Source organism: Pseudomonas inefficax, from assembly GCF_900277125.1.
Classification (GTDB): Bacteria; Pseudomonadota; Gammaproteobacteria; order Pseudomonadales; family Pseudomonadaceae; genus Aquipseudomonas; species Aquipseudomonas inefficax.
The window spans coordinates 117,034-130,305 of record NZ_OPYN01000001.1 but is presented as its reverse complement, the minus strand read 5'-3'; the positions used below and the strand labels follow the sequence as shown (position 1 = coordinate 130,305).

Below are 13,272 nucleotides of genomic sequence, written 5' to 3'. Positions count from 1 at the left end.
TGTGGATAAGATCAGTTGGTTCTAGACCATGGTCTCGTTTAGAGGAAACATCCCACGAATGAACTACTCTGATCCGGCGACGTTCGAATTATCAGGCGTCGTGGCCAAATACGGACAGGAGGGTCGTTCATGCTTGCGCAACTTCCACCGGCACTGCAGAGCTTGCATCTGCCGCTGCGGCTGAAACTGTGGGACGGTAACCAGTTCGATCTGGGGCCTAGCCCGCAGGTCACCATTCTGGTCAAGGAACCACAGCTGATCAGCCAGTTGAGCCACCCGAGCATGGACCAGCTGGGCACGGCGTTCGTCGAAGGCAAGCTGGAGCTTGAAGGCGATATTGGTGAAGCCATCCGGGTATGCGATGAGCTGAGCGAAGCACTGCTGACCGATGAGGACGAAACCCCACCGCAGCGGCTTGCCCACGACAAGAGCACCGACGCCGAAGCCATTTCCTACCATTACGATGTATCCAACGCGTTCTACCAGCTATGGCTGGATCAGGACATGGCCTACTCGTGCGCCTACTTCCGCGAGCCGGACAACACGCTGGATCAGGCACAGCAGGACAAATTCGATCATCTGTGCCGCAAGCTGCGCCTGGACGCAGGTGACTACCTGCTCGACGTTGGCTGCGGCTGGGGCGGGCTGGCGCGTTTCGCTGCTCGCGAATATGGCGCCAAGGTGTTTGGTATCACCTTGAGCAAGGAGCAGCTCAAGCTCGGCCGCGAGCGGGTGAAGGCAGAGGGGCTGGCCGAAAAGGTCGACCTGCAGATTCTCGACTACCGTGACCTGCCTCAGGATGGCCGCTTCGACAAGGTTGTCAGCGTTGGCATGTTCGAGCATGTCGGGCATGCCAACCTGGCGTTGTATAGCCAGAAGCTATTCGGTGCCGTGAGGGAAGGGGGCCTGGTGATGAATCACGGTATCACGGCCAAGCATGTCGACGGTCGCCCGGTCGGGCGTGGTGCTGGCGAGTTCATCGATCGCTACGTGTTTCCTCACGGTGAGCTGCCGCACCTGTCGATGATCAGTGCCAGCATCTGTGAGGCGGGGCTAGAGGTGGTAGATGTGGAAAGCTTGCGTTTGCACTACGCCAAGACCTTGCACCACTGGAGCGAGAACCTGGAGAACCAGCTGCACAAAGCGGCAGCACTGGTGCCCGAGAAGACTTTGCGTATCTGGCGCCTGTACTTGGCCGGGTGTGCTTATGCCTTCCAGAAGGGCTGGATCAACCTGCACCAGATTCTGGCCGTGAAGCCCTACGCCGATGGGCATCATGACCTGCCCTGGACGCGTGAAGACCTGTATCGCTGAATTGCGACAAAGCACGCAAGCGCGACACCGAACCCTGTGGGAGCGGGTTTACCCGCGAATGCGTCGGTACAGCCGCTGACGTCTTCGCGGGTAAACCCGCTCCCACAATGTACGCGACACGTCAGAGAATCGGCGAAATCAGCCGTGCAATCCGCATCCCCAGTTGCTGCAGCCGATGAGTATCGCGGCTGTCCTCCGCAGTAATTTCCCGTGCCTGTTCAAAGTCATTGTTCAGCATATTCTCGACCTGGTCAGCGAAGCCACGGTCGACCGTCAGCAGGGTGATTTCGAAGTTCAGGCGGAACGAGCGGTTATCCAGGTTGGCACTACCGATCGCGCTGACATCGTCATCCACCAGCACCACCTTCTGATGCAGGAAGCCCGGTTGGTAGCGGAACATGCGTACACCCGCACGTACCGCTTCAAAGGCGAAGAGGCTGGAGGCGGCATAGACGATGCGATGGTCTGGGCGCGACGGAATCAGCACTCGCACATCCACCCCACGCAGCACCGCCAAACGCAAAGCGGCGAACACCGCCTCGTCGGGGATGAAGTACGGGCTGGTGATCCACACGCGCCGGTTGGCTGAATGGATCGCCTCAAGGAAGAACAGTGAGCAGGTTTCCTGTGGGTCTGCCGGGCCGCTAGCCAAGGCTTGGCACAGCACGCCGTTGTCCGGGTAGGTGTCCGGCAGAATCAGCGGTGGGAGCTGGCGCGTGGCCCAATACCAGTCTTCGGCGAACGACTCCTGCAGGCAGGCCAGCACCGGCCCGCTGATCTGCACATGGGTGTCGCGCCAGGGTGAGAGCTGCGGGTGGTCACCGAGGTATTCATCGCCCACGTTGTGCCCGCCGATGAAACCGAGCAGGCCGTCCACCACCACGATCTTGCGGTGGTTGCGGAAGTTCACCTGGAAGCGGTTGAACCAGCCACGACGCGTTGCGAAGGCATGAACCTGTACGCCACCGTCGCGCAGCAGCTGGCTGTAGCTGGCCGGCAAGGCATGGCTGCCTACGCGGTCATAAAGCACGAACACCTTCACTCCTTCGGCGGCCTTGCGCAGAAGCAGTTGCTGCAGTGTTTTGCCAAGGCGGTCGTCATGGATGATGAAGAACTGCACCAGCACCACGTCGCGGGCATTTTCAATAGCGGCGAAGATGGCATCGAATGTCGCCTTGCCATCGATCAGCAGCTTCACCTCGTTATTGGCAAGGCAGGGCATGCGCCCGAGCTTGGGCATGGCGCGCAACGCCGCATAGCTTTCCGACTCGCGGGCGGTGAGGGCTTCTTCTACCCAGGGCCGCCAGTTGAGGTTGGCCATGGCCACATGCATTTCCTGGTTGGCCTGGCGTCGGGCCTTGATGTAGGCATAGAACGAGCGTGCGCCGAAGACCAGGTAAGGGATCAAGGTGAGGTAGGGGATGAAGAATAACGGCATGGCCCAGGCGATTGCGCCCTGGGCAGTACGCACGGTGAACAGCGCGTGCAGTGCAGCGACGATACCCAGCAGATGAACCAGGCCGAGTAGGTAACCGAAGAAGTAGGGGCTGTGGTAGTCCATATGCATCCTGCTGGCCGAGTACACTTGAGTAACAGAACACGTTCCCGGTCCGCGTTGCAACCTGCAGGTGGATTCGGCGTCTAAGGCTCAGCCCGGCCCGCTTGGCCGGATTTTTTTCCAGGAGCGTTCGTCCATGAAGATTCGTCTGCCACTGTTGGCGTTGGCCCTAGGTGTGAGCAGCCCGTTGGTGCATGCTCAGATGCTACAGCCGGGTTTGTGGGAGCTGACCACCAGCAACATGCAGGTCGATGGCAAGCCGTTACCCGACATGGAGTTCATGCTCGGCCAGTTGAAGAACCTGCCGCCGGAGCAGCGCGCGATGATGGAAGGGGTGCTGGCCAAGCAGGGGGTGACTGTTGGCGGTAAGGGGGTGCGCTCGTGCCTGACACCAGAACAGGTGGCCACCAACGATATCCCGCTGCAGGACCCGAAGTCAGGGTGTACCCAGAAGATCACCGACCGCACCGGTAATGTGTGGAAGTTTCAGTTCAGCTGCCCTAAAGCGCAGGGCAGTGGCCAGGCGACTTTCCTCAGTGATCGGGAATTCACCACCCAGGTCAATGGAACGTTCAACGCCTCGGGTGTACAGCAGCAAGGCAGCATGAACACCCGTGCCGTGTGGTTGGGCAATGACTGCGGTTCGGTCAAGCCGCGCAGCTGACATCCCATTGCCACTGGCTGGTAGCGACAGCGTCGTGGGCATGCAGGCTTTCTGCATGTTCCACGCGCAGCTTGAAGGCCGTGCTCCATTCTATTTGCCGTAGCGCCTTATGCAGGCGTCGAGCGGCGTCTTCGCAGAACATGAGGTTCTGGCCGTTGGCCAAGGCAAAGGCTTGTTCGTCTGCCCGCTTTACCGCGGTCTGCACCGCTGTCCCCAGGCTGGCTTCTATGCGGTCGATCAGCTCGGTGATTGGCAGAACCTGCTGCTTGCTGTGCAGCCTAACCTGGATTTGGGCGCTACTGCGTTGGCTATGGGGCGTCGCTAAGATGCCTTCGGCGCTGCCAAGCCACTGCAGCACTGCAGTGGTGTCGACCTGCTCCTGCCTGAAATCTGCCTGGAACTGCTGCTGAATCAGCTGACGTGCAAGTGCAGCTGAGCAGGGGCAGGTCGAGGAATAAGGAACTGAAACGGATAGTTCCACGTGGAACATTTCATTTTCAATCCGTGCATCGACTGCCACGGCATAGCTTTTCCAGCCCTCCAACGGGCTGATCAAAGCAGGCCTTTTAAGCAGATGCTCAAAGCGCAGACGCAGATAGGCTGCGGAAGAAAGGCCTTCATGGCTGCTGAGGAAGTCAGCCAGCAGTTGCCGGATAGTGAGAGGCGTCAGGGGCTGATGCTCCAACGACTCCAGCGCCAGATAAAGCCGCGACATATGGATACCGCGTGAACTGCCGTCTACCAGGCTAACGCCAGCATCGACAGTAGCAGCTGCCGTGCGCCCTTCGAACCGCACAGGTTGGGCGACTCCGCACATACCCACCCAGTTCAAAGGCAAGGCGTATTCCTGGGTTTGTGCGGCAATGTCGGGGAGTTTGAGCTGGGTCATCTGGCATTCCATACAAAAGGGAGATCAGCAGCCACTACCGATCAAGCTGCAATGCAGGGGAGGATGCACAAGGGTCATTTTCTTCCCGTTAGCTCCTCGTCCGTCACGAACGTCTTGGCGAAATTGTATTGTTACTTTATAACATTGTGCAATGCATCGTTTCGAATGCGCTCGCCTGAAGAGGTTTTGCCATGTTCAACCGTCTCCCTGTCACCGTGCTGTCCGGCTTCCTTGGCGCCGGCAAAAGCACCTTGCTCAACCATGTGCTGCGTAACCGCGAAAACCTGCGGGTTGCGGTTATCGTCAATGACATGAGCGAAATCAACATCGATGCCAGCGAGGTGCAGCGCAACGTCAGCCTCAACCGTGCCGAGGAGAAGCTGGTGGAGATGAGCAATGGCTGCATCTGCTGCACGCTGCGTGAAGACCTGCTTGAGGAAGTGGCGCGTTTGGCCGAAGAAGGGCGTTTCGATTATTTGCTGATCGAGTCCACGGGGATCTCAGAGCCACTGCCGGTGGCCGAGACCTTCACCTTCCGTGACGAACAGGGCCGCAGCCTGTCCGACATGGCACGTCTGGACACCATGGTCACCGTGGTCGATGGCCTTAACTTCCTGCGGGATTACCAGGCAGCAGACAGCCTGGCCAGCCGTGGCGAAACCCTGGGTGAGGAGGACGAGCGCTCGATCAGTGACTTGCTGATCGAACAGGTCGAGTTCGCCGATGTGCTGTTGCTGAGCAAGATCGACCTGATCAGCCAGCACGAGCGCGAAGAACTAATGGCGATTCTGCGCAGCCTCAATGCCCGGGCGCAGATCGTGCCCATGGTCATGGGCCAGGTACCGCTGGAACGCATCCTCGACACCGGCCTGTTCGACTTCGACCAGGCTGCCCAGGCCCCTGGCTGGCTGCAGGAGTTGCGCGGCGAGCACGTGCCGGAAACCGAAGAGTACGGCATTGCCTCCACCACCTGGCAGGCCCGGCGCCCCCTTCATCCACAGCGCTTTTTCGACTTTATCCACACGCCCTGGAGCAATGGGCGGCTGCTGCGTTCGAAAGGTTTTTTCTGGCTGGCCAGCAAGTACCAGGAGGCCGGCAGCTGGTCGCAGGCAGGCGGTATGATGCGCCATGGCCTGGCGGGACGCTGGTGGCGCTTCGTACCGCGCGAGCAGTGGCCACAGGATGTGGATAACACTGCCGCGATCTTGAAGAACTGGGTTGCCGAGAGTGGTGACTGCCGCCAGGAACTGGTGTTCATAGGGCAGAATATCGACTTCGAAAAATTATCCACAGCACTCGAAGCATGCCTGCTGACTGATCAGGAAATGGACTTGGGGCCCATGGGCTGGTTGCGCCTGCCGGATCCGTTCGGCCCATGGCATGAGGAGGCCGCAGCATGAACCCCGCACGCAACCCTGTGGATATTTTCCAGGTATTTGGCGAAACACCGCAGGTGTTGACCGAGGTGCTGCAGGATGGCGTGAACCTGGCGGTATGGCGCCGGCGTTTGCCGGCGCAGCTTGAGGAATTTGCCGCGCTGGTGGTCAACCTCGGCCAGCCCTTGGCAGACCAGCGCGTCATCGGCGTGGACGAGCAGCATATGCCGGTTTTGACCGAAGTATTGCGCGAAGCGGCGGACTTGCACGGCTACGAGTCGTTCGTGGCGGATGTGACCTGGTTGGTGGCTGCCTATACCTGCCTTGTGGGTGCGCAGCGGGTCGGCTTGCGCCTACGGGTACTGACAGGCCCCATGTGCCCGCGCTTCCATGTGGATAACGTTCCGCTGCGCCTGCTCACCACTTACGCTGGGCCAGGAAGCGAGTGGCTGAAAGAGGATGCGAGCCCGCGTGGTGACTTACACACAGCAGTACTGCATGTGGATAACATCCAGCACCTGCAAGCCGGCGATGTGGCGGTACTCAAAGGTGAGAAGTGGCAAGGCAACGAAGGCGCGGGGCTGGTGCATCGTTCGCCCTCGGGGCCGCAGGGGCGCCTGCTGCTCAGCCTTGACTGGCTCGCCTGACGGCGCATAGTGAGGCCTCACCATCGCCCGAAGCCGCCCCATGCTGCAGAACATTCCTACCCACGTGATTGCCGGCCCGCTGGGGGCCGGCAAGACCACCCTGATCCGTCATCTGCTGGCCCAGCGCCCGGCCAATGAGCGCTGGGCTGTATTGATAAACGAATTTGGCCTGGTAGGCCTGGATGCTGCCTTGCTCAGCCGTGATGAAGACGGCATTGCCATCGGCGAGGTCGCAGGTGGATGCCTCTGCTGCGTCAATGGCATGCCGTTCCAGGTGGGCCTTGGTCGACTGCTGCGCAATTCCCGCCCTGACCGGCTGTTTATCGAGCCGTCCGGGCTGGGTCATCCCTTGCAGTTGCTCGCTCAGTTGCAAAAAGCCCCATGGGCTGGAGTGCTGACAATACAGCCATTGCTGATGGTTGTGGACGCCCAGTCGATGGTCCGGTACGAGCAGCTTCCGGAGGCTCAACAGCAGGCGCTCGAGGCTGCTGAAAGCGTCGTATTGAACAAATCAGAGGCTGTGGATGAAAAACACAAGCTGTTGATAAAAAACAAATTAATTGGGAAAAGACTGTTCTGGACCGTTCAAGGTAAGCTGCCCTTGTCAGACCTTCCGGCCGTACCCAATGGCATTGCCGACAGCCCGTTTGTGGATAACAGTATTGTCGACAATCCTGGAAATCCAACGGCGACGCTATGGACGGACCCTGGCCAGCCGATCTGTCTTGCCCAGCAGGGAGAAGGAGGTTGGAGCATTGGCTGGCGCTGGCACCCTGGCCAGCAGTTTTATCCACAGCGGCTGCAGGCGTTCTTGCGGGCTTGGCCGTGGCGACGCGCCAAGGGGGTTATCCACAGCGTGGAGGGTTGGCAATCATTCAATGGCCTGAATGGGGACATGCCCGCCTGGCAGCCCAGCGACTGGCGCAGGGATACGCGCATCGAGCTGATTTTCGACCAGCCGCAATCGCAATCCGCGCTGCAGGCCGGGTTGAGCGAATGTCGTATCAGTTGATCAGTTGCGCCAGCGGTTGTGCTCCTGGCGCCACTGCTGCATCTCGATGACATTGTCGGCGCGCGGTGGGGTCTTGATCTCGAACGGATAGGGGGCCAGTTCAATCTGCACACTGTGGGCGCCGAACTGGGTCACGGTACCGGGGTGGCGCTGTTCGCCCGTGACGGTGAACTCGAAGGCATAGACGCGCGCCAGGCGCTTGCGGCCGTTGGCGTCACGGACAAAGGCGATGCGCTTGAGTGCGACCGCATCGTCGAGCAGTTCGAGGTCGAGCTTGGTGCAATGCTGTTTGACCCGTTCCAGGGCTTTCTCGCGCAACCCGTGGTTGTGCCACAACCAGGCGCCTGCCGTGGCGACCAGCATCAGGACGAAGAGGTTTTCCAGGGTCAACATTTGCATATGCTCCAAACAGGTCAATCCAGCTTAACTGCGTCCCTGGCCTGTCGTACAGGTGGCAATCGAGTTCATACTGCCTTGCGCACAATCACTGAAACAGCTTTGGAAACCTCCCGCATGAAACGTACCCCGCACTTGCTCGCCATCCAGTCCCATGTGGTGTTCGGCCACGCCGGCAACAGTGCCGCGGTATTTCCCATGCAGCGTATCGGGGTCAATGTGTGGCCGCTCAATACCGTGCAGTTCTCCAATCACACACAGTATGGCCAGTGGGCAGGTGAAGTGCTTGCTCCCGCGCAAATTCCTGCGTTGGTGGAAGGCATTTCCAACATCGGCGAGCTGGGCCATTGCGACGCGGTGTTGTCCGGTTACCTGGGGAGTGCCGAACAAGGCCGGGCGATTCTGGCCGGCGTCGAGCGGATCAAGGCAGTGAACCCAAAGGCTTTGTACCTGTGCGACCCAGTCATGGGGCACCCTGAGAAGGGTTGCATCGTGCCAGCGGAAGTCAGTGAATTCCTGCTCGACGAGGCGGCCGCCAGGGCTGACATCCTGTGCCCCAACCAGCTGGAGCTGGACAGTTTCTGTGGCCGCCGGGCGCAGTCGTTGGAGGACTGCGTGAACATGGCGCGCAGCCTGTTGCAGCGCGGGCCGCAGGTGGTGCTGGTCAAGCACCTGGCCTACCCCGGGCGCGCCGAGGACCAGTTCGAGATGCTGCTGGTGACCGCCGAGCACAGCTGGCACCTGCGCCGCCCGCTATTGGCGTTTCCGCGGCAGCCGGTGGGGGTGGGTGACCTGACCTCAGGCCTGTTCCTGGCTCGCGTCCTGCTCGGCGACAGCTGGGTCCAGGCGTTCGAATTCACCGCTGCGGCCGTACACGAAGTGCTGCTGGAAACTCAGGCCTGCGCCAGCTACGAACTGCAGTTGGTGCGGGCCCAGGACCGCATCGCGCACCCGAGGGTGCGCTTCGAGGCACAGCTTCTGGCGCTTTAAATAGCGTCGGTTTTCAGGTCCTGGTAGCGCTTTTCCAGCTCCTGGCGGATCTGTCGGCGCTGCTGGCCCTGAAGGAAGCGGCGCTTTTCTTCACTGCTCTGCGGCTGGCGTGGCGGCACCGGCACCGGGCGACGGTTGTCATCGACCGCAACCATGGTGAAGAAGCAGCTGTTGGAATGACGCACCGAGCGCTCGCGGATGTTTTCGGTCACCACCTTGATGCCCACCTCCATCGAGGTGTTGCCGGTGTAGTTGACCGACGCCAGGAAGGTCACAAGTTCACCCACGTGCACCGGCTCGCGGAAGATAACCTGATCGACCGACAGGGTGACTACATAGCTGCCGGCATAGCGGCTGGCACACGCATAGGCCACTTCGTCGAGGTACTTGAGCAGGGTGCCGCCATGTACGTTGCCAGAAAAGTTGGCCATGTCCGGGGTCATCAGGACGGTCATGCTCAGCTGGGCGTTTCCAGGTTCCATAGTGTGCTCACGGTGAGGTTGCGCTGAATCGGGCGAATGGGGGGCATTATCTGCAGACACTTGTGTTCCCCTCTTTTGATTTTGCCTTCCTGGTACGGGACGTTGGCTGACGCTCCATCGTCACGCCGATCATGCCATCAGCGGCGCTTTTCCAGCCGATCTGTTTCTGCATATTGCACCGCCTTTTTGCGGCGGGGCGCGATGTTAACCTGACTACACCCATGCAACATGGGCTTTTCATGCATTCAAAACAGTATGTACTTGCTGCTCGCTCAGGGTTGCCTTGGCAGAGGAGCGGTCTGCCCAGGCATCCAGCAACGGACGAGAAAAGGAGTATCACGCCATGCATGCCATCAGCTTTATCCAGGATCTGGCAGTCATCATGCTGGTCGCTGGCGTGGTCACCGTTCTCTTTCACCGTCTCAAGCAACCTGTGGTGCTGGGCTACATCGTCGCAGGCTTCATCATCGGCCCGCACACCCCACCGTTCGGCCTGATCCACGACGAAGACACCATCAAGATCCTCGCCGAGCTGGGGGTGATCTTCCTGATGTTCTGCCTGGGGCTCGAATTCAGCCTGCGCAAGCTGTTCAAGGTAGGCGCCACGGCGTTCATCGCGGCGTTCCTGGAAATCGTGCTGATGATCTGGATCGGCTTCGAGATTGGCCGCTGGTTCGGCTGGAACACCATGGATTCGCTGTTCCTCGGCGCCATCCTGGCGATTTCTTCGACCACCATCATCGTCAAGGCGCTCAATGACCTTAAGATGAAGAACGAGCGCTTCGCCCAGCTGATCTTTGGCGTACTGATCGTCGAGGACATCCTTGGCATCGGCATCATCGCCCTGCTGTCGGGCATCGCCGTCAGCGGCACGGTCAGCTCGGGCGAGGTGTTCTCCACTGTCGGCAAGCTGTCGCTGTTCATGATCGTCGCGTTGGTCATCGGCATCTTGCTGGTGCCACGCCTGCTGGCCTACGTGGCAAAATTCGAAAGCAACGAGATGTTGCTGATTACCGTATTGGGCCTGTGCTTCGGCTTTTGCCTGCTGGTGGTCAAGCTGGAGTACAGCATGGTGCTCGGTGCCTTCCTGATTGGCGCGATCATGGCCGAATCGCGCCAGTTGCTTAAGATCGAGAGCCTGATCGAACCGGTGCGTGACCTGTTCAGCGCCATTTTCTTCGTCGCCATCGGGCTGATGATCGACCCCCAGGTGCTGATCGACTACGCCTGGCCGATCGTGGTCATTACCTTGGCGGTGGTGTTGGGCAAGATGCTGTCGTGCGGCATGGGCGCGTTCATTGCGGGCAATGACGGGCGTACATCGCTGCGGGTGGGCATGGGGCTTTCGCAGATCGGCGAGTTTTCCTTCATCATCGCCGCGCTGGGCATGACCCTGCAGGTGACCAGCGACTTCCTCTACCCGGTGGCTGTGGCGGTATCTGCAATCACCACGCTGCTGACACCCTACCTGATCCGTGCCGCCGACCCGCTGTCGCTCAAGCTGGGCAAGGTGGTACCCAGCCGCCTGGCGCGGGTGCTGTCGTTGTATGGCGAATGGTTGCGCAGCATCCAGCCGCAGGGCGAGAGCGCCATGCTCGCGGCGATGATCCGGCGCATCCTGTTGCAGGTTGGGGTGAACCTTGCGCTGGTGATCGCCATCTTCTTCAGTGGTGGCTATTTCGCAGGGCGGATCGGCAATTGGCTCAGCGAGTGGGTCAGCGATGCCAGCCAACAGAAAGCGCTGATATGGGGCGCAGCGTTATTGCTGTCGTTGCCATTCCTGATTGCTGCCTATCGCAAGCTCAAGGCACTGTCGATGCTACTGGCAGAGATGGGCGTCAAGCCGGAAATGGCCGGGCGGCATACCCAGCGCGTGCGTCGTGTGATTGCCGAGGTGATCCCGCTGTTGTCGCTGCTGGTTATTTTTTTGCTGCTGTCGGCGCTGTCGGCGAGCATTCTGCCGACCAGCGAGTTGCTGCTGGTGATTGCCGTGGTGGCTGCGGTAGTGGTGGCCTTGCTGTGGCGCTGGTTTATCCGCGTGCATACGCGCATGCAGATTGCCTTGCTGGAGACGCTGGAGAACAGCCGCGAGAATACGCACTGAAGGGAGCAATGCTCCCTGCGCAAGATTTCACCGTCGTCCTGTGCCGGCCTCTTCGCGGGTAAACCCGCTCCCACAGGTACTGCACAATGCTCAGCACCTGTGCAACACATGTGGGAGCGGGTTTACCCGCGAAGAGGCCGGCACAGGCAGCATCCAATCAGCGATCGAGATCAGCTCTCCAGCCAGACATCCCGCGCCCAGTGCCACACCGATTCCCAGCTGTCTTCGCCGACAATTTCCTCTTCGGCATCCCACAGCACCACGGTGCCATCCTCTTCGACGCAGTAGTAGTTGTCGCCGTCCTGGCACAATGGAATCAGGTCACGTGGCACGCCGGCATCCCAGGCGTTGGCGGCGACTTCCGGCAGGTAGGTATGCGACTGTGGGTCGGTAACGGTCACCGGCTCCAGTGAGCCATACACCACGTCACTGACGGTCAGCAGGAACTCCTTGAACACGAACGGAATGTTGATGAACAGCTCTTCTTCGATCTCGACCAGCTGGTCCTCGTCGGGAAGCTCAAGGGGCACCGGCACTGGCTCGTTGGCTTCACGGAGTTGTTCGATCACTTCTTCCACGGTTCACTTCCTCTGACCTAGATGACAACGCTGCGCGTTATACCCTAGTAGGCCACTCTGGCAAAAGCAAAAACCCCGGGACAGGCCCGGGGTTTTTTGTGCAGCACGCAGCGGTTAGCCGTTTTGACGGATACCGGCCACCAGCCAAGGCTGGTTTTCGCCTTGGGCGCGAACCATGTGCCAGCTTTCGCTGAACACTTCGCCCTGGTCGAAGCGCGAGTTCTTCGACACGCCACGGAAGGTCAGGGTGGCATCGGTGCGGTCGGCGCGGTCGTCGACACCGTCCAGCTGCACTTCGAGGTTGTCGATGTAGGTGGACTGGAAGCCATCACCCAGTTCGGCGCGCTCGCGCTTGAGGAACTCGAGCATCTGTGGGGTGACGAACTCGGCGATCTTGTCCATCTCGTTGGCGTCCCAGTGCTGCTGCAGCGCCTGGAAGTGGTTACGGGCAGCGGCCAGGAAGCTCTGCTCGTTGAACCAGGCCGGGGCGTTGATCACCGGGGCGGCTGCGGCAGCAGGTGCGGCCGAACCACCGAAGATCGACGGCTGGGCAGGCTGGCCGTGAGCTTCACGCTGCATCGGTGCATGACCTGGCATGGCCATTTGCGGCTGCTGCTGGCGACGGCGCGCGGCGATGAAGCGGAACACCAGGAAGGCGATGAGCGCCACGATCAGGAAGTCCATGATCTGGAAGCCTTCGAAACCGTCACCCATGAACATGGAAGCCAGCAGGCCACCGGCAGCGAGGCCGGCCAGAGGGCCCAACCAGCGCGAAGCACCGCTGGCGGCCGGAGCGGCACGGCCAGGTGCGGTCGGCGCGGCGGCAGGCGTGGTTGGCGTGGCCTGGCGGGTCTGGTGGATAGGCGCGGAGCCCGAGCTCTTGCCGCCGCCAAAACGCTTGGCGTTGGCGTCCAGGCTCAGCGTCAGGCCGACGCAGAGCGCCAGAGCGATGCTAAGAAAACGTTGCATAAGTGGGATATCCCCTGTTGTGGATTGCACGCGCGTCATGGTGCACAGGTTCCCGGGCACATGACCAGCGACATAATGTTTCTAGCTTTTGCCTGAATGTTACAAGCCCGGCTGGACCGGCCTTTTTGAATGCTGGCGCAATACCTGTGGGAGCGGCCTTGTGTCGCGATAGGGCTGCGAAGCAGACCCAAGATATCAGCGTCAAAGCCACTATCGTGGGGCCGCTTTGCGGCCCTTTCGCGACACAAGGCCGCTCCCACAAAGGCCGCTCCTACAAGGACCTGCGCAGGCTT

Annotated in this window: 13 protein-coding genes; 7 read left to right on the top strand and 6 right to left on the bottom strand. The window is 60.4% G+C overall.

Translation table 11 applies throughout. The annotated features are described in order from the left end of the window. Nucleotides 1–129 precede the first annotated feature (129 nt). Complete coding sequence (cfaB, locus tag JV551A3_RS00645; RefSeq protein ID WP_133969783.1) at nucleotides 130–1,314, top strand: C17 cyclopropane fatty acid synthase CfaB; 1,185 nt, start codon at nucleotides 130–132, stop codon at nucleotides 1,312–1,314. A 121-nt stretch (nucleotides 1,315–1,435) separates the two neighbouring features. On the opposite strand, the gene cls is transcribed toward cfaB, so the two are convergent. Next, nucleotides 1,436–2,875 carry a cardiolipin synthase gene (cls, locus tag JV551A3_RS00640; RefSeq protein ID WP_133969782.1) on the bottom strand — a complete coding sequence of 480 codons (1,440 nt, stop codon included), beginning with the start codon at nucleotides 2,873–2,875 and terminating at the stop codon, nucleotides 1,436–1,438. 133 nt (nucleotides 2,876–3,008) lie between these two features. Between cls and JV551A3_RS00635 the strand changes: the two genes are divergently transcribed. Further along, nucleotides 3,009–3,536: a DUF3617 domain-containing protein gene (locus tag JV551A3_RS00635; RefSeq protein ID WP_015272374.1), complete on the top strand. Its 528-nt coding sequence runs from the start codon at nucleotides 3,009–3,011 to the stop codon at nucleotides 3,534–3,536. Here the strand turns inward: JV551A3_RS00635 and folE2 are convergent. Continuing rightward, nucleotides 3,520–4,425, bottom strand: coding sequence for a GTP cyclohydrolase FolE2 (gene folE2, locus JV551A3_RS00630; RefSeq protein ID WP_133978224.1), 906 nt, complete (start codon nucleotides 4,423–4,425; stop codon nucleotides 3,520–3,522). The genes JV551A3_RS00635 and folE2 overlap by 17 nt on opposite strands. A gap of 191 nt (nucleotides 4,426–4,616) precedes the next feature. Here folE2 and zigA point away from each other — a divergent pair, with 191 nt between their 5' ends. From zigA to JV551A3_RS00615, 3 genes are read left to right on the top strand one after another with little or no spacing between them, the layout of a single operon-like run. Further along, nucleotides 4,617–5,825: a zinc metallochaperone GTPase ZigA gene (gene zigA / locus JV551A3_RS00625; protein ID WP_133969780.1), complete on the top strand. Its 1,209-nt coding sequence runs from the start codon at nucleotides 4,617–4,619 to the stop codon at nucleotides 5,823–5,825. After that, the gene (locus JV551A3_RS00620) at nucleotides 5,822–6,448 is read left to right on the top strand and encodes a DUF1826 domain-containing protein (protein ID WP_133969779.1); all 627 of its coding nucleotides are present in this window, start codon (nucleotides 5,822–5,824) and stop codon (nucleotides 6,446–6,448) included. Before zigA ends, JV551A3_RS00620 begins: the two co-directional genes overlap by 4 nt. A 40-nt stretch (nucleotides 6,449–6,488) precedes the next feature. After that, on the top strand, nucleotides 6,489–7,460 hold the full coding sequence (locus JV551A3_RS00615; RefSeq protein WP_133969778.1) for a CobW family GTP-binding protein: 972 nt from the start codon (nucleotides 6,489–6,491) through the stop codon (nucleotides 7,458–7,460). Here the strand turns inward: JV551A3_RS00615 and JV551A3_RS00610 are convergent, their stop codons facing one another. Continuing rightward, nucleotides 7,461–7,853, bottom strand: a complete 393-nt coding sequence (locus JV551A3_RS00610) for a DUF3301 domain-containing protein (RefSeq protein ID WP_112249467.1) — start codon at nucleotides 7,851–7,853, stop codon at nucleotides 7,461–7,463. It lies immediately after the preceding gene. A 120-nt stretch (nucleotides 7,854–7,973) separates the two neighbouring features. Between JV551A3_RS00610 and pdxY the strand changes: the two genes are divergently transcribed. Then, entirely contained in the window at nucleotides 7,974–8,846 is an 873-nt protein-coding gene (gene pdxY, locus JV551A3_RS00605) for a pyridoxal kinase PdxY (protein WP_133969777.1), read from the top strand. On the opposite strand, the gene JV551A3_RS00600 is transcribed toward pdxY, so the two are convergent. Next, complete coding sequence (locus tag JV551A3_RS00600) at nucleotides 8,843–9,328, bottom strand: acyl-CoA thioesterase (RefSeq protein WP_009683536.1); 486 nt, start codon at nucleotides 9,326–9,328, stop codon at nucleotides 8,843–8,845. The genes pdxY and JV551A3_RS00600 overlap by 4 nt on opposite strands. A gap of 343 nt (nucleotides 9,329–9,671) precedes the next feature. On the opposite strand from JV551A3_RS00600, the gene JV551A3_RS00595 reads away from it, so the two are divergent. Next, nucleotides 9,672–11,432 (top strand): cation:proton antiporter, encoded by a 1,761-nt coding sequence (locus tag JV551A3_RS00595; protein WP_133969776.1) that lies wholly within the window; start codon nucleotides 9,672–9,674, stop codon nucleotides 11,430–11,432. A 170-nt stretch (nucleotides 11,433–11,602) separates the two neighbouring features. On the opposite strand, the gene JV551A3_RS00590 is transcribed toward JV551A3_RS00595, so the two are convergent. Both JV551A3_RS00590 and JV551A3_RS00585 read right to left on the bottom strand, forming a co-directional pair. Then, entirely contained in the window at nucleotides 11,603–12,010 is a 408-nt protein-coding gene (locus JV551A3_RS00590; RefSeq protein WP_025341149.1) for an SMI1/KNR4 family protein, read from the bottom strand. Nucleotides 12,011–12,124: 114 nt separating this feature from the next. Further along, nucleotides 12,125–12,979, bottom strand: a complete 855-nt coding sequence (locus tag JV551A3_RS00585) for a Tim44 domain-containing protein (protein WP_133969775.1) — start codon at nucleotides 12,977–12,979, stop codon at nucleotides 12,125–12,127. Nucleotides 12,980–13,272 lie beyond the last annotated feature (293 nt).